The organism is Streptomyces sp. DT2A-34 (assembly GCF_030499515.1).
Lineage (GTDB): Bacteria > Actinomycetota > Actinomycetes > Streptomycetales > Streptomycetaceae > Streptomyces.
In genome coordinates this window covers 9,982,506-10,006,948 of the sequence record NZ_JASTWJ010000001.1, presented here as the reverse complement: position 1 = coordinate 10,006,948, position 24,443 = coordinate 9,982,506, and the positions used below count along the sequence as shown (strand labels likewise).

Annotated in this window: 21 protein-coding genes and 2 pseudogenes; 17 read left to right on the top strand and 6 right to left on the bottom strand. The window is 71.7% G+C overall.

Annotated features, from left to right (window positions below; translation table 11 throughout):
• Positions 1–78: 78 nt before the first annotated feature.
• The 6 genes from QQM39_RS44705 to QQM39_RS44680 all read left to right on the top strand — a co-directional run bounded on the left by QQM39_RS44705 (position 79) and on the right by QQM39_RS44680 (position 7,266).
• Positions 79–1,494 (top strand): CAP domain-containing protein, encoded by a 1,416-nt coding sequence (locus QQM39_RS44705; protein WP_302003290.1) that lies wholly within the window; start codon positions 79–81, stop codon positions 1,492–1,494.
• A 65-nt stretch (positions 1,495–1,559) separates the two neighbouring features.
• The gene (locus QQM39_RS44700) at positions 1,560–2,237 is read left to right on the top strand and encodes an AIM24 family protein (protein WP_302003289.1); all 678 of its coding nucleotides are present in this window, start codon (positions 1,560–1,562) and stop codon (positions 2,235–2,237) included.
• A gap of 171 nt (positions 2,238–2,408) precedes the next feature.
• Positions 2,409–3,473, top strand: a complete 1,065-nt coding sequence (locus QQM39_RS44695) for a tetratricopeptide repeat protein (protein WP_302003288.1) — start codon at positions 2,409–2,411, stop codon at positions 3,471–3,473.
• The gene (locus QQM39_RS44690; protein WP_302003287.1) at positions 3,470–4,501 is read left to right on the top strand and encodes a polyprenyl synthetase family protein; all 1,032 of its coding nucleotides are present in this window, start codon (positions 3,470–3,472) and stop codon (positions 4,499–4,501) included. The genes QQM39_RS44695 and QQM39_RS44690 overlap by 4 nt, the downstream gene beginning before the upstream one ends.
• 39 nt (positions 4,502–4,540) lie before the next feature.
• On the top strand, positions 4,541–5,500 hold the full coding sequence (locus QQM39_RS44685; RefSeq protein ID WP_302003286.1) for a threonine/serine dehydratase: 960 nt from the start codon (positions 4,541–4,543) through the stop codon (positions 5,498–5,500).
• Positions 5,501–5,655: 155 nt separating this feature from the next.
• Positions 5,656–7,266, top strand: coding sequence for a serine/threonine-protein kinase (locus QQM39_RS44680; RefSeq protein WP_302003285.1), 1,611 nt, complete (start codon positions 5,656–5,658; stop codon positions 7,264–7,266).
• On the opposite strand, the gene QQM39_RS44675 is transcribed toward QQM39_RS44680, so the two are convergent.
• A complete protein-coding gene (locus QQM39_RS44675) occupies positions 7,267–8,703 on the bottom strand; it encodes a serine hydrolase (RefSeq protein ID WP_302003284.1) in 1,437 nt (478 codons plus the stop codon).
• Between the two features lie 138 nt (positions 8,704–8,841).
• Here QQM39_RS44675 and QQM39_RS44670 point away from each other — a divergent pair.
• Both QQM39_RS44670 and QQM39_RS44665 read left to right on the top strand, forming a co-directional pair.
• Positions 8,842–9,809 (top strand): annotated as a pseudogene (locus QQM39_RS44670) (LLM class F420-dependent oxidoreductase).
• Positions 9,810–9,929: 120 nt separating this feature from the next.
• Positions 9,930–10,967: a hypothetical protein gene (locus QQM39_RS44665; protein WP_302003283.1), complete on the top strand. Its 1,038-nt coding sequence runs from the start codon at positions 9,930–9,932 to the stop codon at positions 10,965–10,967.
• A gap of 63 nt (positions 10,968–11,030) precedes the next feature.
• Here QQM39_RS44665 and QQM39_RS44660 read toward each other — a convergent pair whose 3' ends face one another.
• On the bottom strand, positions 11,031–11,513 hold the full coding sequence (locus QQM39_RS44660; RefSeq protein WP_302003282.1) for a DUF6328 family protein: 483 nt from the start codon (positions 11,511–11,513) through the stop codon (positions 11,031–11,033).
• 82 nt (positions 11,514–11,595) lie between these two features.
• Positions 11,596–12,579 carry an aldo/keto reductase gene (locus QQM39_RS44655; RefSeq protein WP_302003281.1) on the bottom strand — a complete coding sequence of 328 codons (984 nt, stop codon included), beginning with the start codon at positions 12,577–12,579 and terminating at the stop codon, positions 11,596–11,598.
• A 183-nt stretch (positions 12,580–12,762) separates the two neighbouring features.
• Here QQM39_RS44655 and QQM39_RS44650 point away from each other — a divergent pair, with 183 nt between their 5' ends.
• Complete coding sequence (locus QQM39_RS44650) at positions 12,763–14,409, top strand: cholesterol oxidase substrate-binding domain-containing protein (protein WP_302003937.1); 1,647 nt, start codon at positions 12,763–12,765, stop codon at positions 14,407–14,409.
• Between the two features lie 7 nt (positions 14,410–14,416).
• Here the strand turns inward: QQM39_RS44650 and QQM39_RS44645 are convergent, their stop codons facing one another.
• Entirely contained in the window at positions 14,417–15,628 is a 1,212-nt protein-coding gene (locus tag QQM39_RS44645) for an FAD-dependent monooxygenase (protein ID WP_302003280.1), read from the bottom strand.
• Positions 15,629–15,974: 346 nt separating this feature from the next.
• Between QQM39_RS44645 and QQM39_RS44640 the strand changes: the two genes are divergently transcribed.
• Entirely contained in the window at positions 15,975–16,346 is a 372-nt protein-coding gene (locus QQM39_RS44640) for a tyrosinase cofactor (protein ID WP_302003279.1), read from the top strand.
• A gap of 57 nt (positions 16,347–16,403) precedes the next feature.
• Positions 16,404–17,228: a tyrosinase family protein gene (locus tag QQM39_RS44635; protein WP_302003278.1), complete on the top strand. Its 825-nt coding sequence runs from the start codon at positions 16,404–16,406 to the stop codon at positions 17,226–17,228.
• A gap of 20 nt (positions 17,229–17,248) precedes the next feature.
• On the opposite strand, the gene QQM39_RS44630 is transcribed toward QQM39_RS44635, so the two are convergent.
• Together QQM39_RS44630 and QQM39_RS44625 are read right to left on the bottom strand one after the other, a co-directional pair.
• Complete coding sequence (locus QQM39_RS44630) at positions 17,249–17,929, bottom strand: ribonuclease H (protein ID WP_302003277.1); 681 nt, start codon at positions 17,927–17,929, stop codon at positions 17,249–17,251.
• A gap of 47 nt (positions 17,930–17,976) precedes the next feature.
• The gene (locus QQM39_RS44625) at positions 17,977–18,780 is read right to left on the bottom strand and encodes a VOC family protein (protein WP_302003276.1); all 804 of its coding nucleotides are present in this window, start codon (positions 18,778–18,780) and stop codon (positions 17,977–17,979) included.
• Positions 18,781–18,882: 102 nt separating this feature from the next.
• Here QQM39_RS44625 and QQM39_RS46435 point away from each other — a divergent pair.
• The 6 genes and pseudogenes from QQM39_RS46435 to QQM39_RS44600 form a co-directional block, all read left to right on the top strand.
• Positions 18,883–19,131, top strand: a pseudogene (locus QQM39_RS46435) (alcohol dehydrogenase catalytic domain-containing protein); the annotation flags it as partial.
• Between the two features lie 223 nt (positions 19,132–19,354).
• On the top strand, positions 19,355–19,783 hold the full coding sequence (locus QQM39_RS46430; RefSeq protein ID WP_367669719.1) for a hypothetical protein: 429 nt from the start codon (positions 19,355–19,357) through the stop codon (positions 19,781–19,783).
• 187 nt (positions 19,784–19,970) lie between these two features.
• Positions 19,971–21,413 carry a family 2B encapsulin nanocompartment shell protein gene (locus QQM39_RS44615; protein WP_302003275.1) on the top strand — a complete coding sequence of 481 codons (1,443 nt, stop codon included), beginning with the start codon at positions 19,971–19,973 and terminating at the stop codon, positions 21,411–21,413.
• Positions 21,414–21,429: 16 nt separating this feature from the next.
• A complete protein-coding gene (locus QQM39_RS44610) occupies positions 21,430–22,473 on the top strand; it encodes a family 2 encapsulin nanocompartment cargo protein terpene cyclase (protein ID WP_302003274.1) in 1,044 nt (347 codons plus the stop codon).
• Positions 22,474–22,523: 50 nt separating this feature from the next.
• Complete coding sequence (locus QQM39_RS44605) at positions 22,524–23,402, top strand: geranyl diphosphate 2-C-methyltransferase (RefSeq protein ID WP_302003273.1); 879 nt, start codon at positions 22,524–22,526, stop codon at positions 23,400–23,402.
• A 131-nt stretch (positions 23,403–23,533) separates the two neighbouring features.
• Positions 23,534–24,436 (top strand): SGNH/GDSL hydrolase family protein, encoded by a 903-nt coding sequence (locus QQM39_RS44600; protein WP_302003272.1) that lies wholly within the window; start codon positions 23,534–23,536, stop codon positions 24,434–24,436.
• The last annotated feature ends 7 nt before the right edge of the window (positions 24,437–24,443 follow it).

The following is a 24,443-nucleotide window of genomic DNA, read 5'->3' as shown; positions in this document are numbered from 1 at the left end:
GGGTGGGAACCCACGAGATCCGGTGGACGTTTTCCCGACATCCCCACCGGATCTCGAAGCACCCACCAGGACGGCACAATGAGCGAGTTGGTTCCCGGGGGCAATCTGCCCCTCCCGGGCGGCAGCGTGAGCGTCCGGGTGCCCGGTCCTTTCGACGTGTCCGCCCTCATCACCGACGACAGCGGCAAGGTCCGGGGCGACGCCGACTTCGTGTTCTACAACCAGCCGTCCGCTCCGGGTGCCCGGCTCCACGGCGACACCCTGACGGTCGACCCCTCGCGACTGCGCCCCGGGGCCACCCGGGTCACGGTGGTCGTCAGCCCCGCCGACCCCGGCACTCCCCTGGGCCGCCTGCCCTCCCCCACGCTCCAGGTCACCGGCCCGGACGGCCAGCCGATCGCCCGGTTCGCCCCGCCGCGCCCACGGCAGGAGACCTTGCTGCTGCTCGCGGAGATCTACCGCCGTGGCGGCGGCTGGAAGCTGCGGGCCCTGGGGCAGGGGTACGCGGACGGGCTGGCGGGGCTCGCGCGCGATTTCGGGGTCGACGTCATCGAGGACGCGACGCCGTCCCCGGTCCCGTCGGCGCCCGCCCCGCCGTCGCCCCTCACCCCACCCGCGCCCACCGCTCCTCCCCTGCCCGCCGCTCCCCCTGCGCCGACCGCACGGCCCACGATGCGGACCCTGTCCGCCGTCACCGCCCCGCACGCCCCGTTCCCCGATCGCGACGGCTTCCTGGGCCTGGTCAACTCCGCCCGCGCCGAGAGAGGTTCACCGCCGGTCACCCTAGACGCCCGCCTCGCCTCCGCCGCCCAGGCCCACGCCTCCGCCATGGCCGCGGCAGGACGGCTCGGCGTCGAGGGCCGCGACGGCGTCTCCGTGTACCAGCGCATCACCGCCGCCGGGTACGCGTATCTCACCGTCGGCGAGCACCTGGTCTCCGGCCCCCGCACCCCCGCCGAGTTCGTCGCGTACTGCCTGCGCACCGAACAGGCCCGCCGCACGCTGCACGACCCGGCCTTCACCCACGCCGCCCTGGCGCATGTCACGGGCGGCCGCTCGGGCGACACCTACTGGACCGCGCTGTGGGCCAGACCGCTCACGCCCGGCGACCTGTCCCGTACCGCGGCCGAGGTCGTCGAGCTCACCAACCGGGAGCGGACCGGGGCCGGCTTGCGCCCCCTGGCCGTCGACCCCCTGCTCACCACCGCCGCGCAGGCGCACAGTGCCGACATGGTGGCCCGCGCCTTCTACTCCCACACCTCGCCCGAGGGGAGTCAGCCCTGGGACCGGGCCGCCGCCGCGGGCTCCACGCGGCGTTCGATCGGCGAGAACATCGCGTGCGGCCAGCGCTCCCCCGCCGAGGTCGTGGAGGGCTGGATGAACAGCCCGGGCCATCGCGCCAACATCCTCAAGCGCGACTTCACCCACATAGGGATCGGCCTCGCGGGCGGCGGAGCGGCGGGGACGTACTGGACACAGCTCTTCGGCGCCTGACGGCCCAAGGACAGCGACACGCCGCGATCTGGTCGGAACGGGACCGTCCGGGACAGGATGCCCCCATGAAGGGTGACCTGTTTTCCAGTGAGCACATGGTCCAGCCCGCCTCGGCGCCGGGCATGACGATCGAGAACTCCAAGTGCGTCAAGTACGCGGTGAACGGTGAGATGCACGCCCGCCAGGGCGCGATGATCGCCTACCGCGGCAATCTGCAGTTCGAGCGCAAGGGCCAGGGCGTGGGCGGCATGCTCAAGCGGGCCATGACCGGTGAGGGGCTGCCGCTGATGGCGGTGCGAGGGCAGGGCGAGGCCTGGTTCGCGCACGAGGCGCAGAACTGCTTCATCGTCGAGGTCGACCCCGGCGACGAGTTCACCGTCAACGGCCGCAACGTCCTGTGTTTCGACGCCTCGTTGTCGTACCGGATAGCGACGGTGAAGGGCGCGGGCATCGCCGGGGGCGGCCTGTTCAACAGCGTCTTCACGGGGCAGGGCCGGCTGGGGCTGGTGTGTGAGGGCAATCCCCTGGTCATTCCGGTCTCGCCGCAGTACCCGGTGTACGTCGACACGGACGCGGTGGTCGGCTGGACCGCCGGGCTGCAGACCTCGCTGCACCGTTCGCAGTCCCTCGGCTCGATGCTGCGCGGCGGGTCCGGGGAGGCCGTGCAACTGATGCTGCAAGGCCAGGGCCATGTCGTCGTACGGCCGAGTGAGGCGACGCCGCCGAAGGCCCAGCAGCACTGACTCCTCGGGAAGTGATCTGCGCCTCACGGGCAACCCACTCGGTCGTGCCGGCGTCTTGACCGGCAACAGGTGACGCCCTGGCCCCTGGGCCAGGGCTCATTTCCAACGCTCTATACACACGACGTATACACAGAGCGTATACATGGCGTGTATACGAACCGAGAGGGATCGATGTACGGCAAGGCATTCGCCCCCGAGTACCAGGGCGCCCTGACCACCCTGTCCGTCAACTCCTCACTGACCGATGTACTGGCCGCCGGCACCGAGCAGTTGCGGGCAGCCCAGCGGGCCGGACAGCACGGCGAAGCCGCGCGCTCGGGGCTCGCGGTCGCCGAGGCGCACCGCCGACTGGGACAGGTCGGGGACGCGGAGCGGGCTTGGAAGGCGAGCTACCGCGCCGCCCGGAAGGCCGGCGACACCGCGGCGATGGCGTGGGCGCTGTGGAGCGGCGGCACGCTGGCCCGGCAGCGCGGCGCGTTCCCCCTGGCCCGGCGGCTGCTCCAGCTCGCCGCCGACCTCGGCGAGCGCGGCGGCGACATCGTCGTACGCGGCTACTCGCTGGCCGGTCTGGCGGAGACCGGCCGGATCCAGGGCGACTACGAGGCCGTCCACCGGCTGCACGAGCAGTTGCTGGCGGAGGCCCGGCGGCGCGGTGAGGCGCGGCACACGGTGTGGGCGCTGGAGGGCATAGCCCAGATCCATCGCAACACCGGCTCGTACGACACCGCGTACGCCCTGTTCGAGGAGGCGGCCGAGATCGCCGCGCGCGCCGACGACCGGCGCGGCCATGCCTGGGCGCTGCGCGGACTCGCGGACATCGTCTCCGTGCGCGACGGCGACGCCGAGCGGGCGCTGGCCCTGCTGTCCGAGGCGGAGACGGCGTGCCGGGCCATGAAGCTGTCCAGCGCGCTGGCCTACAACCACAAGATGCGCGGCAACGTCCTCTATCGAGCCGGGCGTTACGCCGAGGCCCGGGACCTGTACGAGCAGGCGCTCGCGGAGTTCCGCGCCATGAGCGAGCCTCGCGGGGAGGCGCTGTCCCGGCTGGGGCTGGCCAAGTCGCGGGCCCGGCTGGGGCGCGACCGCGCCGAGACCGCCGCCGAACTGGCCGAGCTGGCGGGGGTGTTGGAGCGGATCGGGCTGCGGCACGCGCGGGAGATGGTGGCGCGGGCGCAGGAGGAGTTCCGCGCCCTGGAGGGTGCTGTGGCGGGCGCCGGGGCGGTGGCCGTACGGTGACGGCTCTCCCCTCTGCGGTTCAGGCGCCGGCAGACGCCCGCCAAGTCCTCGACCGCTGCCGCGCCTTGGTGCGGCCCGCACTGCGGGAGGCAGTGGGGCGGACGCATCCGTGGGTCGGTGAGATGGCCGCGTACTCCTTCGGCTGGTGCGAGGTGGGCGGCGCGCCGGCCGCGGCGTCCGACGGGAAGGGCGTACGGCAGGCGCTGGCGGTGCTCGGGGCCGAGGCGGCCGGTGCGCCCGGGCGGGTCGCGGTGCCCGGGGCGGTGGCGGTGGAGCTGGTGCACGCCTTCTCCCTGCTGCACGACGACATCATGGACGGCGACACGGCCCGACGCCGCCGCCCCACCGTGTGGAAGGCGTACGGCACCGGGCCCGCCGTTCTCGCGGGGGACGCGCTGTTCGCGCTCGCGGTCGAGACGCTCGCCGTGGAACCGGCGGGCCCGCAGGCCGTACGGCTGCTGTCGGCGGCGCTGCAGGACCTGGTGCGCGGGCAGGCGGACGACCTGCTGTTCGCGACGCGTCCCTGGGCAGGGCCGGAGCGGGTGCGGCCGGTCGAGTACCGGACGATGGCCGAGCACAAGACCGGCGCCCTGCTGGGCTGTGCGGCCGCACTGGGCGCGCTGCTCGGCGGTGCGCCGCCCGCGACCGTCGCCGCCCTCGACCGGGCGGGACGGCATCTGGGCATCGCCTTCCAGGTGGTCGACGACCTGCTGGGCATCCGGGGCGACCCGGCGGTGACCGGCAAACCGGTGTACGGCGATCTGTGGGAGGGGAAGAAGGCGTTCCCTGTGCTGGCCGCGCTCGACTCACCCGCCGCCGGTCGTCTCTCCGCGCTGCTGGAGTCGGCCGCCGACCCTTGTGAGGTGGCCGCGCTGATCGAGGAGTCGGGGGGCCGCTCGGCCACGCTGGACGAGGCACGGCGCCAGGTGACCGCCGCCGAGGCGGCTCTGGCCGGCGTACCGCTGGAGGCGGGGGCCGTCGAGGAGCTGCGGTCACTGCTGGACTTCCTCGTGCGGCGCGACCTGTGAAAGCGTGGATCACCGCCCCACGCCGGAAAGGTGACTGCCTTGATCGGGATCTCGGATGTCGAAGCCGCGGCCGACCTCATCGCCGGACACGTCGTACGCACCCCGACCGTACCCAGCCCCGGCCTGTCGGCCCTCCTCGGCGTTCCGGTCACGGCCAAACTCGAACTCCTCCAGCGCACCGGCTCGTTCAAGGCCCGCGGGGCGACGGCGAAGCTGCTGTCGCTGAGCGACGCCCAGCGCGCCGCCGGGGTGGTGGCGGTCAGCGGGGGCAACCACGGAATCGCCCTGGCGATGACGGCCGCCGTCCACGATGTGAAGGCCACCGTGGTGATGCCGCGTACGGCGCCGGCCCGCTCCATCGGGATCGTCGAGGACGCCGGGGCGTCGGTGCGGCTGACGGACGACATGGACGGCGCGTTCTCGCTCGTCACGAGACTGCGGGACGAGGGGCTGACACTCGTCCATCCCTTCGACGACCCCTTGGTGATCGCCGGCCAGGGCACGGCCGGGCTGGAGCTCGCCGACGACGCCGGTGACCTCACGGATGTGCTCGTCAGCGTCGGGGGCGGCGGGCTCATCGCCGGCGTCGCGGTGGCACTGCGGGCCCGCCGTCCGGACGTGCGGATCTGGGGTGTGGAGACCGAGGGTGCCGAGGCCATGTCCGAGGCGCTGGCGGCGGGCGGGCCGGTGCCGGTCGCACTGTCGTCGATCGTGTCCACGCTGAGCGCGCCGGCCGTGTCGCAACTGACGTACGACCATGTGTCCGCCCTGGTCGACGACGTGCTCGTGGTCCCGGACCGGGAGGCGGTGCGGGGCGTGCTCGACCTCGCCGAGCACGCCAAGGTGTGGGCGGAGCCGGCCGCCGGGTGTCTGCTGCCCGCGGCCCGGCGCGTGGTGGAGCGGGTCGGGAACGGCGTCCGGCTCGGGCTGGTCGTGTGCGGGGGCAACGCGACGACCGGGGATGTGCTGCGCCGGGCGAAGGATTTCGGTCTTCACTGACACCCGCTGGCTCAATTCCCGTGGTTTTTCGGATGCTTACTCGCGCGTAAGCAGCAAAAGAAAAGAGATGCCGTTGGTTGAGGATTTCGTTGAACGCTTCCCGTCATCCCTGTCGTACTTCCTGTGAGAAATAGGAGCCAGGGGTTCAGCGAGGGATGACCATGGTCAAGGCGCGTGTCTCCACAGCCGAGTTGGTCGCGGGAAGGTACCGGCTCGTCGATGTCGTCCATCGCGAGACGAACCGCGTCAGTTACCACGGCGAGGACATAGAGACCGAACACCCCTGCCTTCTCACCCAGATCGGGCTCCCCGACGATCCATGCCCCGAGGAGGGGCGCCGGGCCACCTCGCGAATCCTGCGGGCTTCCGAGCGGATGGGGCTGCTGCGCCCGGGCCGGGTCGCGACCGTCCTGGACGTCGTCGAGGAGTCCGGCAGCCTGTGGATCGTCGCGGAGTGGATCGACGGCACGCCCCTGAGCGAACTCCTCGCCCAGCAGCGCACGTTCAACTATGTGCGGGCCGCGCGCATCGGCCTCGAACTGCTCGACGTGCTGGAGGCCGCGCACGTCGCGGGCATCACCCACGGCGAGCTGAGCCCGGGGCAGATCTTCGTGCGCGACGAGGGCTCCGTCGTCGTCACCGGCTTCGGGCTGGCCGGCGCGACCCTCGCGCCCCGGGTCGCCGCGCCGTCGTACGCGTCCCCGGAACAGGCCCGTGACGAGCGCATCGGGCCGGCGTCGGATCTGTGGGCGCTCGGCGCGATCCTCTACACGATGGTCGAGGGGCGCCCGCCGTATCGCGAACGGGACCGGCCCGAGGCCACGTTGAAGGGCGTGGACCGGCTTCCGCTGCGCGCCCCGGTGCGGGCCGGGCCGCTCACCCAGGCGGTGCAGGGGCTGCTGCGCAAGGACTCCCGGGAGCGGCTGAGCCGGCCGGTGGTGCGCGAGGCGTTCGTCCGGGTCCTCAACGAGGACCCCGAGGCCGCCCTCCGGGCGGAGCCGCGCCCTCGCCTGCGCGGCAGGTACACCGGGGGACCGGGCTGGGGCAGACGTGCCATGGTCTCCGGCACCGCCCTCGCCGTGGTCACCGTCGCGGCCGCCGTGCTGGTGGTGACCAACGGCCGGCCGGACGACTCGGGTCCGTCGGCGGCGGATACGACACCCGGCCCGTCGGCCTCCACCGGGGCACCCACCGGCCCGTCCCCCACTGCCACGCCCAGCTCGTCGCCCAGTTCGTCCCCTCCACAGGAAGCGACGGAGCCGGGGACGCCCACCGCGTCCCCGTCGGACACGGCGGCCCTGCCCCCCGGCTTCACGACGTACAAGTCACCGGACGGCTTCTCCGTCGCCCTGCCCGAGGACTGGCAGCCGCTGCGCACCAAGCGTGCCTCGGACTTGGCGTACCGCGTCTTCTTCAGCGCCGACGGCGATGAGCGCAAGCTGGCGATCACCTACAGCGAGGCCCTGGGCCCGGACCCCGTCGCCATCTGGCGCGACGACGTCGAACCCGACCTGGAGGAACGGAGCGGGTTCCAGCGGATCGGCGAGATCGAGGCGACCACGTACCAGGGATACGAGGCCGCCGACATGGAGTGGCTCTCGGACAAGGACGGCGTCCGCGTCCGTACCTTCGGCCGCGGCTTCCTCATCGATGAGCACCGGGGCTACTCACTGCGCTGGACGACACCGGAGGCCGACTGGGACGACCCGGCCAACCAGGAGGCCCTGGACGTCTTCCTGCGGACCTTCCGGGTGCCCGAGGGCTGATCAGGTCGACGCGCGAGGTGCGCGCATCGCCCGCAGGGGCAGGCGGTGCAGCGGATCGGTGCGCCAACGCGCCGTGAAGGTCCGGTCCTTGAGCGAGCACGTCACGTCCAGGTGGTGCGGGGTCTCCAGGAAGGCGATGTCCACGACGAGGGTGTCCGCGTCGGTCCAGCCGCCGCTGACCGCGGTGGGCACCGGCTCCTCGGCGACGGTCCAGCCGGCGTCCCCGAGCCGCAGCCGAAGCGGGTGGCCGTCCTCGGTGAGCGTCAGGGTCCAGCCGTCCGCGCCGGGCGTGAGGTCGATCGCGGTCAGCTTGGGCAGCTGCCCGCGGGCACCGCCGTCCGGCGTGAACGCGGCGGCGGACCAGGCCTCGGCCCGCTCGGGCGGTGCGGGCTTGCCGGCGGCCGGCGGCAGCGCGAGGCCCGCCAGCCGCTGGGCCAGGGCCGCGTCCGCCGCCTCCCCGCCGGTCAGGGGCGCGGGCCGGAACGCCGGCAGCAGATGCTCCCAGACCAGGTTCAGCAGTCCCGGCATGTCCCAGGTGTCAGCGGTCGTCGCGATCACGGCGTCCTGCTCGGGCAGCACCACACAGAACTGACCGAACATGCCGTCACCGCGATAGCCGTGCCGGGACATCCAGAACTTGAAGCCATAGCCCCGTTGCCAGTCGTCCCCGGGCATGACACCGGCGTTCGCGATCTGCCGGCGCGTCGCCTCGGCCACCCACCACTCGGGCAGCAGCCGCTCGCCCTCCCACACCCCGCCCCGCAGATACAGCTGACCGAGCCGGGCGATCGCGTCGGTGGTGGCGTGCAGCCCGCTGAAGCCGAGCTCCCGGCCGCTGCGGTCACCCAGCCACCCGATCTCGCCGATGCCGAGCGGATCGAGCAGGCGCGGCCGGAGGTACTCGGTCAGCGACTGGCCGCTCGCCCGCCGGACGATGGCGGCGAGCGTGAAGGTGGCGGGCTGGTTGTACGCGAAGACGGTCCCCGGGTCGCGGGACGGGGGCACCAGCAGGAACCCGCGGACGAGGTCCTCGCGGTCGAGGTCGCGCGCCGCGAAGATCGTGTCGGTCTCGTGCCCGCTGGCCATGGACGCCACGTGCCGCACGAGCATCGCGCGGCTGCGCGGATCGGTGATGTCGGCCTCGAACTCGGGGAAGTACGAGATCACCGGGTCGTCGAGCCGTATCAGCCCTTCGCCGGCGGCGATCCCGGCGGCGGTCGCGGTGAAGCTCTTGCTGATCGAGTAGAGGAGATGCGGGCGTTCGGGGGTGTACGGCGCCCACCAGCCGGAGGCCACGAGGTGGCCGTGCCGCAGGATCATCAGGCTGTGCGGCTCGATGTCGGGGGCGGTGTCGAGGGCGTCGAGGAAGGCGAGGACACCGGAGGCGTCGACGCCCTGGGCGGCGGGTGAGCTCGAGGGCAGCGGGCGGGCAGACATACGGGCATCCTCTCCCGGTACCCGGGCACCGCGCCGAGACGTTTTTCACCCGGACGTGTCCCCCAGCCCCTCGCGGTCCACCGGCGCCCTGCCCCGTCCGTCCCGTTTTCCACACCCGTGTCCGGGGACTCGGCCCCTATGGTGCAGATCGGATACACGATGATGACCGAGCAGGCCGGCCCCCGTGAGCTGGTGGACCACCTGGTCCGCGCCGAGGAGGTGGGCTTCGACTTCTCCGTGACCTCGGACCACTACTTTCCGTGGCTGCGTTCGCAGGGTCACTCGCCGTACGCGTGGAGTGTGCTGGGCGCGGCCGCCCAGGCCACGTCGCGGATTCCGCTGATGACGTACGTGACGTGTCCGACCGTCCGCTACCACCCGGCGGTGGTGGCCCAGAAGGCGGCCACGATGCAGTTGCTGGCCGAGGGCCGGTTCCGGCTGGGGCTCGGCTCGGGCGAGAACCTCAACGAGCATGTCGTGGGCGGTGGTTGGCCGTCCGTCGACGTGCGGCACGAGATGCTCGAGGAGGCGGTGGAGGTCATCCGCGCGCTCTTCAAGGGCGGCCATGTCAACCATCGCGGCACGCACTTCGACGTCGAGTCGGCCCGGCTGTGGGATCTGCCGGACCAGCCGCCCCCATCGGCATCGCGGTCTCCGGGGAGCAGTCCTGCGAGCTCGCGGGCCGCCTCGGCGACCTGGTGATCGCCACGGAGCCCAAGGCGGGCCTGCTGGAGACGTTCGACCGGCACGGCGGCGCGGGCAAGCCGCGCGTGGGGCAGCTGCCGGTGTGCTACGACCCCGACCGGGACACCGCGATCAAGCGCGCCCACTCCCAGTTCCGCTGGTTCGGCGGCGGCTGGAAGGTCAACTCGGAGCTGCCGCACCCGGACTCCTTCGAGGCGGCCACCCAGTTCGTCACCCCGGACGACGTCGCCGACTCGATCCCGTGCGGCGACGATCCGGACGCCTTCGTCGAGGCCGTCCGCCCGTACGCCGAGGCGGGGTTCACCGAGATCGCCCTGGTACAGATCGGGGGCGAGACGCAGCTGCCGTATCTCGACTGGGCGGAGAAGACGCTGCTGCCCGCGCTGCGGGACGCTCTCTGACCGCACGTCCACTCCGGCTGCACGGGGCGGCGCCGGATGCGGCGGAGCATCGTCCGCGGGTGCCATAGGCTGCTGGTCTGCGTTTTCGCCTTCCCAGCAGCCTGTACAGGAGAGTCATCCGTGAGCCTGGCGATCGTCCCGTCCGAGACGTCCCCCGTGCCCCTGTCCGACCTCGTCGCCCGCGACGCGCGCGAGTTCGGGGTCTACGCGCGGACCGGAGGCTGGGCCTTCGGCCTGATGGTGGCGCGCAGCGTGCGGCCCGGCGGGCAGAGCGCGGGTGAGACGCCGAAGGTGTCCGCGAAGGAGTTCGCCGAGCTCGCCGGGTGCTCCCCCGAGCGCGTCATGCGCTACTACAAGGCCTGGGACCGGGCCGCCGACGACGGCCTCGTCCCGCAGTTCGAGGCGCTCGCACCGGGCCAGGAGGTGGAGCTGCCGGACTCCGACGTGTGGCTCGGCTACTACGTCTCCCGCAACAGCGCCACCTCCGAGCGCGGCACCGCCATCGCCGAGGCAGCCGAGGCCGAGGGCATCCGCCCGACCAAGGCCCTGGAGGTCGCCGAGAACCCCACCGCGCTGCGCGCCGCGATCCTCGCCGACCCGTCGACCGCCCGCGCGGCCCGCCAGGCACTCCTCGACCGGGTCCTCGAGGACCCCGGCCTTCAGGCCGAGTTGGCGCGGGACGTCGTACGCACCGACGACCTGAAGAAGGCCGTCGCCAGTGAGAGCCGGGCGGTCGACCGGATCGACTACGTCCGCCAGATCGCCGAGTCCGGCCAGATCAAGACCCCGGCCGGGCAGACCGTCGACGCGCCCGTGGACCTGCGCCAGGAGGCCGAGCGGCACCTGTCGCTGATCGACGAACTGGAGGACGACGAGGACACCGGCGAGTGGGCCACCGAGGCCTACGGCACGATGAAGTCGCTCGTCGCCGAGGCGGTGGAGGCCGACCCCGAGCTGCGAGTGCAGGAACGGCGGACGAAGTTCTACAGCAGCCTGCAGAAGGCCACGAAGGTCTTCGAGGAGCTGACCTTCGACGATGTGCAGGAGTTCGTCGAGGACGACATGGTCCAGCAGTTGGAGGAGCTCCAGCAGGCCATCTCCAGCTGCATCGCGGCACTGCGCGGGGCGCAGGGAGGCGGCACGGCGCGGCAGCAGTAGCCGCCGCACTCATACCGCCGAAGACCGAAGGCCGCCGTCCTCACACCCCCGGAACGCCACCGCTCACTCCGTGTAGCGGTGGCGTGTCCACAGCGGCAGCACGAACCAGCACGCCAGGTACCAGACGACCACTCCCGAGACCAGGAAGGGCACATAGCCGTCGTGGGTGGCGACCCGCAGGATCAGCAGCAGCGAGCACGCCGTCGTCGCGAGGAGCAGGATCAGACCGACGAAGGTCAGCCGGGACGCCCACTCCACGGCCTTCGGCTTGATGCGCCGCCCGGACACCAGGCGGTGCAGGGAGACGGGGCCGATCAGGGCGCCGGTGGCGGCGGCACCCAGCACGACCGTCACGATGTAGATGGTCTGGTCCGTGTTGTCGAGCGTGTCGTACTTCGGCGTGAAGACGACCGTGAGCAGGAAGCCGAACAGGATCTGGACGCCCATCTGGGCCACCCGGACCTCCTGGATGAGCTCGCCCCACATACGGTCGGCCCGCTCGTCCTCCGTCTCGTCGCGTCCCGTCCGTCTGTCCTTCTCGGTCATGCGGGCCGGGTATCCCAGGCGCCGAACCCTCAAACGGCGGGGCCCCGGGAGCGGCGGCCGGCCGCCCCGGAGCCGCACGGGTCTACCAGCGGTTCTCGACCTGGTCCTTGATCCGCCGGTCGTAGAGGCTCCCGATCGCGGCGAGCGTCGCGTCGGACAGCTCCGGCAGCGCGGCGGCGGCCGCGTTGGCGCGGGCCTGCTCGGGCGAACGGGCGCCCGGAATCACGGTGGTCACGCCCGGCTGCTGGATGATCCAGCGCAGCGCCAGCTGGGCCGGCGTGAAGCCCTCGGGGGCGAGGGCGGCGAACTCGACGGCCGCCTCCACACCTGACTCGTAGTCGACGCCGGAGAAGGTCTCGCCCTGGTCGAAGGACTCGCCGTGCCGGTTGTAGGTGCGGTGGTCGTTCGCCGGGAAGACGGTGTCCTTGGTGTACTTGCCCGACAGCAGGCCGGAGGCCAGCGGGACGCGGGCGATGATGCCGACGCCCGCCTGCTCGGCGGCGGGCAGCACCTCGCGCAGGGGCTTCATGCGGAACGGGTTGAGGATGATCTGCACGCTCGCGACGCCGGGGCGGGCGATCGCGGTCAGCGCCTCCTCGCAGGTCTCCACGCTGACGCCGTAGTGGGCGATGCGCTCCTCCGCGACCAGGGTGTCCAGCGCGTCGAACACCTCGTCCGTGGAGTAGACCGGCGTCGGCGGGCAGTGCAGCTGGACCAGGTCGAGGCGGTCCACGCCGAGGTCGCGCCGGGAACGGTCGTTCCACGCGCGGAAGTTGTCGAGAACGTAGTTCTCGGGGATCTGGTCGACGCGGCGGCCCATCTTGGTCGCCACGAAGATGTCCAGTTCGGGCCTGCCGCGCAGGAAGGCGGCGATGGTCTGCTCGCTGCGCCCGTCGCCGTACACGTCGGCCGTGTCGAAGAAGGTCACCCCCGACTCGACCGCCGCCTCCAGCACCGCCAGGGCTTCCTTGTCGTCGACGTCCCCCCAGTCGGCGCCCAGCTGCCACGTACCGAGACCTACGACGGATGCCCGCTGACCCGACCTACCGATTACACGCTCGTCCATGGCGTCAGTGTGTCATTCGTCATGCGGGCGCGCGGAACGGCCCCCCTCCACGTGCCTCCCTGTGAATCTGTCACTCACACGGGTGAATCGGCTCGACAGGCCGACGGCGCCTGTCAAGCCGGTCCCTAGCGTGAGCCCGTGAACGAAGACTTCAGCCGCAGGGGTTTCCTCCGCACCGCCGCCATGGCCGCCGTACCGACTCTCCTCCCGGCGGATCCGGCCGTCGCGGCACAGGAGTTGCCGGATTTCCCGGCGGATGTGGCGCTGTACCGCTCCGCGTACCGGAACTGGGTCGGCGAGATCACCGCCGACGGGCTGTGGGCCTGCGCACCGGCCGGACCCCACCAGGTGGTGAGCGTCGTCAACTGGGCCTGGCGGCACGGCCGGCGAGTCCGCGCCCGGGGTTCCTCGCACGGCTGGTCACCGCTGACGATCACGCGGGGCACGGAGTCGGACGCCCCGGTCCTTCTCGTGGACACCGCCTCTCATCTCACCGGCCTGTCCCTGGAGTCGCCGACCTCGGTGCGCGTCGGCACCGGCGTCACCCTGGAGGCCCTGCTCACCTACCTGGAGGAGCACGGCCTCGGCGTCACCGCCGCGCCCGCTCCCGGCAACCTCACGCTGGGCGGCGCCCTGGCCATCGACGCGCACGGCACCGCCGTACCGGCGCGGGGCGAACAGCGGCCGGCCGGGCACACGTACGGCTCGCTGAGCAATCTCGTGCTGTCGCTGACGGCCGTCGTCTGGGACGAGGACAGCGGCGCGTACGTGCTGCGGACGTACGACCGCGACGAGGCGGACTGTGCCGCGCTGCTCACCCATCTCGGCCGCTCCCTGGTCACCGAGGTCGTGCTGCGCGTGGGCGCGAACACGAACCTGCGGTGCGTCAGCCGTACGGACATCCCGGCCGGCGAGCTCTTCGCCGCGCCCGGCAGCACCGAGGGACGTACTCTCGCGGGCTTCCTGGACCGGGACGGACGCGTCGAGGCGATCTGGTTCGCCTTCACCGAGTTCCCGTGGCTGAAGGTGTGGAGCGTCTCCCCCACCCGGCCGCTGACCTCGCGGCACGTGACGACGCCGTACAACTACCCGTTCTCCGACAACGTCCCGCGCCCGGTGGCGGAGCTGGTCGGGCGCATGGTGTCGGACGGGGCCTGGCATCTGGCGCCGGTGCTCGGCAACGCGCAGTACGACGCGGCCGCGCTCGGGCTCGTGGCGACGCTGTCGGCGGACCTGTGGGGGCCGTCCAAGAACACGCTGCTGTGTCTGCGGCCGACGACGCTGAGGATAGCCACGAACGGGTACGCGGTGCTCACCAGCCGAGACCGAGTGCAGCGCGTGGTCGCCGAGTTCACCGCCTTCTACCGGGAACGGCTCACGGCGTACGCCGACCGGGGCCGATTCCCGGTCAACGGCTCGGTGGAGATCCGGGTCACCGGCCTCGACGATCCGGCGGACGTCGGCGTGGACGGGGCGCGCACCCCGCTGTTGTCGGCGCTCAGGCCGCGCGAGGACCGTCCCGAGTGGGACACGGTCGTGTGGCTGAACATCCTGACACTGCCGGGGACGCCCTACGCGGAGGCGTTCCTGAGCCAGATCGAACGGTTCCTGCTGCGCACCTTCGACGGCGAGTACGCCCTGACCCGCGTCGAGTGGTCGAAGGGCTGGGCCTATACGAGGGACAGCGCCTGGAGCGACGGCGAGGTGCTGGGCGCGGTCGTGCCCGGGTCCTTCGGGGAGGACGTGTGGGGGCACGCGGCCGGGGTGCTGGACCGGCTCGACCCGCACGGCGTGTTCGGCAACGCCCTTCTCGACCGGTTGTTCCGGTGAGGTGCGGCTACTTGCCGGAGGCCAGCGCCCTGGCCTGCACCGTGCGCGCGACCTTCGGACCGAGCCGGCGCTTGAGGCGCCGCAACGCCTCCACCTGCCCGGCCGCCCGGTCGATCCGGTAGTACAGCTGGGGCGGCAGGTACGGCAGCAGGGGCGAGTGGCGCTGGCCGAGCAGGGCGAACATCACTTGCGGGGGCAGGCGGATGTAGCGGGGCAGGTTCTCGTACCACTCGGCGCTGTAGTGGGCCGCGCTCTGGACGGACAACAGGGCTTGCTTGCGCTCCTGTTCGTAGCGGGCGAGGGCCTGCGGGAGGGCGGCGTGCTCGTGCAGGGCGCCGGCGAGGGCGATGGCGTCCTCCAGGGCGAGGGTGGTGCCGGCGCCGATGGAGTAGTGGGTGGTGTGGGCGGCATCGCCGACGAGGACGAGGTTGTCCCGGTGCCAGGTGCGGTTGGTGAGGGTGCGGAAGGTCCGCCACTCGGCGCCGCCGTCGGCGCCGGAGCGGCCGGCGAGGGGGTGGCCGTCGAGGACGCCGGCGAAGATCCTCTCCAGCAGGGCCACCCCGTCGTCCTCGTTCGCGGTGTCGAGGCCGAGGCCCGTCCAGGTCTCGGAGGCGCATTCGATGACACAGGTGCTGCCTTCGGGGCCGAAGCCGTAGCCGTAGCACCAGATCCAGCCGTGGCCGGTCTCGACGAAGGCGAAGGTGAAGGCGTCGAAGACCTTGCTGGTGCCGAGCCAGATGTAGCGGTTGCGGCCGCGTCTGGTCCGGGTACCGAAGTGGTCGGCGTACTGGGTGCGCAGGGTGCTGTGGACGCCGTCGCCCGCCACGACCAGGTCCGCGACGGGCAGTTTCTCCGGCATGATCTCGTGCTCGAACTCCAGCCGTACGCCCAGCGAGCGGGCGCGTCCGGCGAGGATCTCCAGCAGCCGGTGGCGGCCGATGCCGTGCCCCGTGTCGCCGGACCGGCGGGTCGTCCGGCCCCGGACGTGGGCGACGCCCTCGTTCCAGCGGACCGAGCTCTCCTCGATGGCGCGAGCGGTCACGGGGTCGTGCGCGTGCAGCTGGTCGAGCAGTCCGCGCCAGTACGTGACGCCCCCGCCGTAGGTGGAGCCCTCCGGATCGCGCTCGTGGACGGTGATGTCGTGGGACGGGTCCCGTAGCTTCAGCAGGATCGACAGATACAGGCCGGCGGGCCCGCCACCGACGCAGGCGACCTTCACACATACCCCTAGAAATGGTCTAAAACGGTCATAACACTTTGCAGGGTAGCAAGGCGGGTGCGCTCCGCCGGGACATTCCGGATCGCGCCAGTTTCGACCGGTGAGGCAGACCACTGGCGACACGTCCGCCCGCGAAGGACTGCCCGGATCGCGATTCCCGGAAGAAGGAATTCCCGCTTCCGGGCCCCCGGGTGATCCTCCACAGAAAGATCATCTTCGTTCAACTCTGTACGACATGTGCAGACTTGTCCTGATCGGAGCCAACCACTCGCGACCGATTTCTCCCGCTCTCGTCGGGCCCGATAGGCATGCGGAGTCGCCAACCGAACCAACCCAGGAGGTCCGCATGCCGGAACTCAGCCGTCGCCGTGCGCTCACCGCCGCGGCCGCCCTCGCCACCGCGGCCGGTGTCCAGACGCTCACCGCCCCCACCGCGTCCGCCGCCGGGCACGACCACCACGCCCCGGCGTCCTTCGACGAGGTCTACAAGGGCCGCCGGATACAGGGCCGGCCGGCCTCGGGCGGCGGCCACCAGCATCACGGCGCCGGCTACTCCGTGTTCGTCGACGGGGTGGAGCTGCATGTGATGCGCAACGCCGACGGCAGCTGGATCAGCGTCGTCAGCCACTACGACCCGGTGCCCACCCCGCGCGCCGCGGCCCGCGCCGCCGTGGACGAGCTACAGGGCGCCGCACTCCTGCCCTTCCCCGCCAACTGACCTCGCCCTCCCCGCCAACTGACCTGCCCTCCCGGCACTTTGGAGCACCCGCACCTCATGACTGTCCGCAAGAACCAGGCCGTGCTGACCGCCGACGAGAAGCGGCGGTTCGTCGCCGCCCTCCTGGAGCTGAAGCGCAGCGGCCGCTACGACGCGTTCGTCACGACCCACAACGCCTTCATCGTCGGTGACACCGACAACGGCGAGCGCGTCGGCCACCGTTCACCGTCCTTCCTGCCCTGGCACCGCAGATTCCTGCTGGAGTTCGAGCGCGCGTTGCAGGAGGTCGACGCCTCGGTCGCGCTGCCGTACTGGGACTGGAGCACCGACCGCTCGATACGGTCCTCGCTGTGGGCTCCCGACTTCCTCGGCGGCACCGGGCGCAGCCGGGACGGGCAGGTGATGGACGGGCCGTTCGCCGCGTCCACCGGCAACTGGCCGATCAACGTGCGCGTCGACGGCCGTACGTTTCTGCGCCGCTCGCTCGGCGCGGCCGTACGGGAGCTGCCGACCCGGGCCGAGGTGGAGTCCGTGCTCGCCATGGCGACGTACGACATGGCGCCCTGGAACAGCGGGTCGGACGGTTTCCGCAACCACCTCGAAGGCTGGCGCGGCGTCAATCTGCACAACCGGGTCCATGTCTGGGTCGGCGGGCAGATGGCGACCGGTGTGTCGCCCAACGACCCGGTGTTCTGGCTGCACCACGCCTACATAGACAAGCTGTGGGCGGAGTGGCAGCGGCGGCACCCCGGCTCGGCCTATCTGCCGGCCGCCGGGACGCCGAACGTGGTCGACCTGGGCGACACGATGAAGCCGTGGAACGACGTGCGTCCCGCCGACCTGCTGGACCACACCGCGCACTACACGTTCGACGCGGCCTGAGACACCGTAGGGACGGCCCGTCAGGCCTCGGCGGTACGGCAGTCCGGGTGGCCCCAGCCCTGGGGGTTCTTGGCGATGGGCTCGCCCGCCGCGTAGCCGCGGCCGCAGATGCAGCGGCCGGGGAACTTGGCCTTGATGGTGCGGGAGGAACTGCCGTTCTTCCGGGTCGCCGCCGCCTTGCGGCGCGGGGCCTTGGCCGACGGGGTGTCCGGGGAGGGCGGCGGCTCGGGTGAGCCGAGGCCGCTGCCCGCGGGTTCCTGGACGGTGGCCGCCTGGCTGGCGGCGCGGTCGGCGAAGTCGTTCAGCGGGTCGCCGTCGACCTGGTGGGCGGGGACGTAGCGGAACTCGACGGTGCGGCCGTCGAGCAGTTCGTCGATGCGCACGACCAGGTCCTGGTTGGCGACCGGCTTGCCGGCGGACGTCTTCCAGCCGTTGCGCTTCCAGCCCGGCAGCCAGGTGGTGACGGCCTTCATGGCGTACTGCGAGTCCATCCGGATCTCCAGCGGTACGCCGGGGTCGGTCGCCGTGAGCAGGCGTTCCAGTGCGGTGAGTTCCGCGACGTTGTTGGTGGCCCTGCCAAGCGGGCCCGCCTCCCACCGAGTAGGAGTCTCCTTGCCGTCGGCGACGACCCAGGCCCAGCCCGCCGGCCCGGGGTTTCCCTTCGAAGCCCCGTCGCACGCGGCCACAACTCGTTCACGCATGCGCCGATCATGCCATGGGCGGGCCGGGTGCCAGGTCGCGGAGCCGTTCAGGAGACGTCGCTGAGCTTGGGCATCTCGCCCTCGGTCGTGCCGGTGTCGATCACCGAGAAGTTCGCACCCTGCGGGTCGCTCAGCGCCGCGAACCGGCCGAAGGGGCTGCTCATCGGGCCGAAGCGCAGCACGCCGCCGAGCTTGGTGGCCTTGGCGACGGCGTCGTCGCAGTCGGGGACGTTGAAGTAGACGTTGATGTAGGGCGGGACCTCGGGCGGGAAGTCGTCGGTCATCTTCATCCGGCCCAGGGCCATGGTCTCCTTGCCGAGGGTGTAGAGGCGGAAGTCGATCGCGTCGTCCTCCATCTGCTGCTGCCCGTAGCCGAAGACGGCGGGGAAGAAGGTGTCGGACTTCTCCGGTTCGCGAGTGAAGACCTCCGCCCAGCAGAAGGCGCCGGCCTCGTCCATCGCCGTTTCGAAGCCCTCGTGGGCGCCGGCCTGCCAGACACCGAAGACGACGCCGCCGGGGTCGCGCGCCAGGCACATGCTGCCGAAGTCGCCGACCGCCATCGGCTCCATCAGGATCTCGCCGCCGTTCTCACGGATCGTGGCGGCGGTCGCGGCGACGTCGGAGGAGGCGAAGTAGAGGCACCACTGGGACATGCCCTCCTGGCCCGGCATGGGCGGGACCACCGCGGCGGCGGCCTTGCCGTTCGCGTACGCCTGGGTGTAGTTGCCGTACTCCGACGACGCCTCGCCGAAGGTCCAGCCGAGGACGTCGCCGTAGAAGTTCTTGGCTCCCTCGACGTCGCTGAACATCGCGTCGGCCCAACAGGGGGTCCCTTGAGGTTGCACGGCCATGGCTGCGGCCCTCTTCCGGCTCGGTGAGTTGTCCGGATTCTCACGCTAGTCACCCGCAGGGCCGGTCGCGCGCCGAAGGGCGGATTCCGTTCCAGACCGGGGGTGGGAGGCGGAGGCGGAGGCAGGCGGCGGCCGGTCGCCGGTCGGCACGTCGCCGAGGGGGAGCCGCCGGTGCATCGGCCGGGGGTCACACCCGGGCACGAGGTGGTCGGGGAGGCGGCCGGGGTCGGGGCGGCGGTGCGTGGCTTCGGCGTCGGGGAGCGGGTGGCCTGGCTGCGGCGCACCGACGGCACCTGCACCTACTGTGCGCGCGGCGCCGAGAACCTGTGCCCGGCCTCGCGGTACACGGGCTGGGACGCCGACGGCGGTTACGCGCCGTACACGACCGTACCGGCCGCGTACACCTACCGGCTGCCGGGCGGCCTCGACGACGTGACGTCCGCGCCGCTGCCGTGCGCCGGGATCATCGGCTACCGGGCGCTCGGCACTGCCGCCGGGCGGGCGGCTCGGGCTGTACGGCTTCGGGGGCAGCGCCCATCTGTGCGCGCAGGTGGCGCCGGCCGAGGGCGCCACCGTGCACGTGCTGACGCGAGGTACGGCCGCGCGGAAGCCGGCGCTCGACCTGGGTGCCGCCTCGGCGCGCGACGCGTCCGAGATGCCGCCGGAGCCGCTGGACAGCGCGAGCCTGTTCGCGCCGGCCGGCGACCTGGTCCCGGTCGCGCTGCGGGCCCTCGACCGGGGCGGCACGCCGGCGATCGCCGGTATCCACCTCAGCGACGTCCCGGCGCCGCGCTACGAGAGCGAGCCGTTCCACGAGAAGCAGCTGCGCAGCGTCACCTCCAACACGCGTGAGGACGGCCGGGAGTTCCCGGCGCTCGCCGCCGAGCACGCCGTGCACGCCACGACGCACACGTATCCGCTGTCGCGGGCCGACCAGGCACGCGCGGATCTCAAGGCCGGGCGGTTCGACGGGGCGGCGGTGCTGGTGAACGACCTGTTCTGAGCGTCCCGTCCCCGCGTGTGGGAGCACAGGAGGGGAGCGGGATCACTCACGGTGTGTCCACTGCCTTGTACGGCAGGTTTGTACCTCCAGGGCCTGAAGTCGCCCCGTTCACGCCCTGACCCGGCCGCCTCTCCGGCTGTTGGCTGGTACCGCGCTCGGCCAGCCCGCTCACCTCCCGGGAGGGAATGTGTCCACACCGGACAGCGCCACCGGTCCCGTCATCGAAGAACCCGATCCCGAACCCCAGTCCGACGGTCAGCTCACCAGCCTCAGTACCCAGGCGGCCCGGCAGCTCGCCACGACCACCAAGTCCGAACCCCAGATGCAGGCCATCAGCTCGCGCTGGCTGCTGCGGATGCTGCCCTGGGTGGACGTCAAGGGCGGTACCTACCGCGTCAACCGGCGTCTGCAGCTGCGCGTCGGCCGGGGCCGGGTGCAGTTCGAGCAGAACGGCGCCGACGACATCAAGGTCATCCCCGAGACACTCACCGAACTGCCGGTACTGCGCGGCTACTCCGACACCGACGTCCTCAGGGAGGTCGCCACCCGCTTCCGGGTCCGGGAGATCCGCGCCGGCCAGGTGCTCGTCGAGGCGGGGCAACCTGTCACGGAGGCCTACCTCGTCGTGCACGGCCGGTTCACCCGCTTCACGGAAGGCAAGTACGGCGAGGAGGAGATCCTCGGCGTCGTCACCGACGGCGACCAGATCGGCGACGAGGCCATCGGCCGGCACGACCCGCTGTGGCTGAGCTCGGTGCGGGCGGAGACCGCCGGCGTGCTGCTCGTGCTCCCCTGGACCGTGGTCGAGGAGTTCACCGACCGGGTGCCGTCCCTCGGAGCCCACCTGCAAGCCTATGCCGCGCGCCAGAGCCTGCCGATGAACCGCAAGGGCGAGGCCGACGTCCCGGTGCAGGCCGGCCACATCGGCGAGCCGACCATCAACGGCGGCTACGTCGACTACGACCTCGCCCCGCGCGAGTACGAGTTGTCACTGACGCAGACCGTGCTGCGCGTCCACACCCGGGTCGCCGACCTCTACAACAACCCGATGGACCAGACCGAGCAGCAACTGAGGCTGACCATCGAGGAGATCCGCGAGCGCCAGGAGTGGGAGCTGGTCAACAACCGGGAGTTCGGGCTGCTGCACAACGCCGACTACGGGCAGCGCATCAGCACCTTCACCGGACCGCCGACCCCGGACGACATGGACGAGCTGCTGTCGATGCGCCGCAAGACCAAGCTGTTCATCGCCCATCCGAAGGCGATCGCGGCGTTCTTCCGGCAGTGCAACCGGCGCGGCCTGGTGCCCGGCACGGCGACCGTCGAGGGGCATGAGATCCCCGCCTGGCGCGGGGTCCCGATCTTCCCCTGCAACAAGATCCCGATCAGCCCCCAGCACACCAGCAGCATCATCGCGCTGCGCACCGGAGAGGGCGACCAGGGGGCCATCGGGCTGTACCAGACCGGGATCCCCGAGGAGTACCAGCCCGGTCTGAACGTGCGGTTCATGGGCATCGGCACCAACTCGATCATCCGCTATCTCGTCACCGCCTACTACTCGCTGGCGATCCTCGTTCCCGACGCGGTCGGAATCCTCGAGAACGCCCAGATCGGCCGGACGGCCGAGTGACCGCGTGGAGCACGTCATGAGCACGTCCGCCTTCTCCCTGCCGGGCCCCCCGAATGTGGCGAGCACCCTGCGCCCCCGCCGCGGCGGGGCGATTCCGGGGCTGCGGTACCGGCAGGTCGCGCCTGCCGACCCCGCGAAGGCCGCGGAGGTCGACCGCAGGCTGGAGGCCTGGGCCCGGCAGCTCGATCTGTTCCCCGAGGCGTGGAAGGGGGACTTCTCGGGGTTCCAGTTCGGGCGGGCCGTGGTGCTCCAGCATCCGGAGGCGGCCGATCTGGAACGGCTGACGGTCGCCGGTGAGCTGCTGCTCGCCGAGAATGTCGTCGACTCCTGCTACTGCGAGGAGGACGAGGGCCGGGGCGGAGCACGCCGGGGCCTCGGGGGCCGGCTGATCATGGCCCAGTCGGCGATCGACCCGTACCACGGCATTCCCGAACTGGAGGAGGAGTGGCGGGAGGGCGTGCGGGCCGACGGTCCACTGCGCTCGTACCACTTCGCCCTCGCGGACTACGCCGCCTTCGCCACGCCCAGCCAGACCGACCGTTTCGTGCACGACATCGCCCGACTGCACCTGGGCTATCTGGCCGAGGCCGCCTGGGCGGAGACCCGGTACGTGCCGCGCGTCTGGGAGTACCTGGTCATGCGGCAGTTCAACAACTTCCGTCCCTGTCTGTCGATCGTGGACGCCGTGGACGGCTACGAACTGCCCGAGCCGCTCTATGCCCGGCCCGAGATCCAGCGGATCACGGCGCTCGCCTGCAACGCGACCACGATCGTCAACGACCTGTACTCCTTCACCAAGGAGCTGGCGAGCGACCCGACCCACCTCAACCTGCCGCAGGTCATCGCGGCCAACGAACGGTGCGGGCTCAAGGCCGCCTATCTGAAGGCCGTCGAGATCCACAACCGGATCATGGAGGCCTTCGAGGAGGAGTCCGCCCTGCTGTCCGCCACCTCGCCCCTCGTCGAGCGCTACGCCCGGGGCCTGTCCGACTGGGTGGCCGGCAACCACGAGTGGCACGCCACGAACAGCCACCGCTATCACCTGCCCAACTACTGGTAGAGCGCGACCGTATGACAGAACGTCAGGAACAACGGCACGAGGAGCCATCGTTGACCATCGCCCCCGAAGCCGGCACCGCCGCAGCACCGGTGCCGTCCCAGTCCACGTACCAGACCCGCGTCGCGGACTACTGGAACGCCGAGGAGAACCCGGTCAACCTCGAACTCGGAAAGATCGACGACCTGTACCACCACCACTACGGCATCGGCGCCGCCGACCGCTCCGTGCTCGACGAGCCCGATCCCGGTCTGCGCGGCGAACGCATCACCGCCGAACTGCACCGGCTGGAACACGCCCAGGCCGAACTGCTCGCCACCCACCTGGGCCCGCTGACGCCCGCCGACCGTGTCTTCGACGCCGGCTGCGGACGCGGCGGCGGCAGTGTGGTGGCGCATCTGCGGTACGGCTGCCAGGCGGACGGCGTCACGCTCTCCGCCAAGCAGGCCCGGTTCGCGAACGAGCAGGCCCGCAAGCGGGGCATCGACGACCGGGTCCGCTACCACTGCCGCAACATGCTCGACACCGGGCTGCCGTCCGGGGAGTTCGCGGCGTCGTGGAACAACGAGTCCACGATGTACGTCGAGCTGGACCTGCTGTTCGCCGAGCACGCCCGGCTGCTGCGCCGCGGCGGCCGCTACGTGGTGATCACCGGCTGCTACAACGACACCTACGGGCGTGCCTCCCGCGAGGTGTCGCTCATCAACGCCCACTACATCTGCGACATCCACCCACGCTCGGCGTACTTCCGGGCCATGGCCCGCAACCGGCTGGTCCCGGTCCATGTGGAGGACCTGACCGAGGCGACCATCCCCTACTGGGAGCTGCGCCGCGAGGCCGAGCACCTGGTGACGGGCATCGAGGACACGTTCCTGGACGCGTACAAGAACGGCAGTTTCCAGTACCTGCTGATCGCGGCGGACCGTATCTGAACGACGGTTCTGAATGACCGTCAGGACCGCGTCGGCCATGGGCGTTCCGTGGCCGACGCGGGTCTTCCCCCGTGGGCCCGGCTGTGCTTGCCTGGGGAGCCGTTTTCGGTGTCCGGGGCGGGAGTTGCCGTATGCGCAAGCCGTGGGTCGTCGGGGTGCTGCTGGCCGCCGTGCTCCTCGGGGCGTGCGGGGACCCGGCGTCCGAGCCGGAGGCCGCCGCGCCCCCCGAGGTGCCTCAGGCGTCGGCCACCACCCACCAGCGCGCGCCCGCCTCGCCCGGCACCTCCGCTACGGCGCCCGCCGCGAAGGCGCCGTCCGTGCTGTATCTGGGCGACTCGCTCGCGATGGAGGCGCAGAAGGTGCTCGGGCAGGAGCTGCGCCGCGACCTGCGGGCGACGTACACGAGCGCCCCGTACTCGGGCACCACGGTGTGCGACTACCTCGAAGGCACGGGCAAGCGGTCCCTCGTCCCGGTCGCGGACAAGGCGGCCGCCCTGGTACGCAGGCTGCGGCCGGACTTCGTGGTGCTGCAGTTCTGGGGCAACGCGTGGGGCTACACACCGTGCATGGACGGGATCACCTACGACGCCTCCCCGGAGAAGTACTTCAAGCGGTACGCGGCCGACGTGAAGCGGCTCGCCGACCAGATCGCGGCTGCCGGGGACGCGCGGATCGTCTGGGTGGCGCAGGGCCCGGACCCGATCACCCCCGACCGGGTCCGGCGCGTCAACGCCCTCTACGAGGAGCGGGCCGCCGCCTCGGGCGACCTGGTCGCCGACGCGGGCAAGGCGGTGAGTGCGGCCGGGGCGCGCTACTCCTGGGTGCAGTACCTGCCGTGCACGGCGTACGAGCGCGAACACGCCGAGTACTGCACGCAGCCGGGCCGCGATCGGACAGCGCTGCACCGCGACGACGACTACCTGCACTTCTGTCTGGCGCCCACGACCTCGACACCGAAGCCGTGCCCGGTCCGCTCCCCCGGGATCCTGCGGATCGCCCTGGCGATCACTCGGGCGATCCGGGAGAACCCGTAGGCCGGGC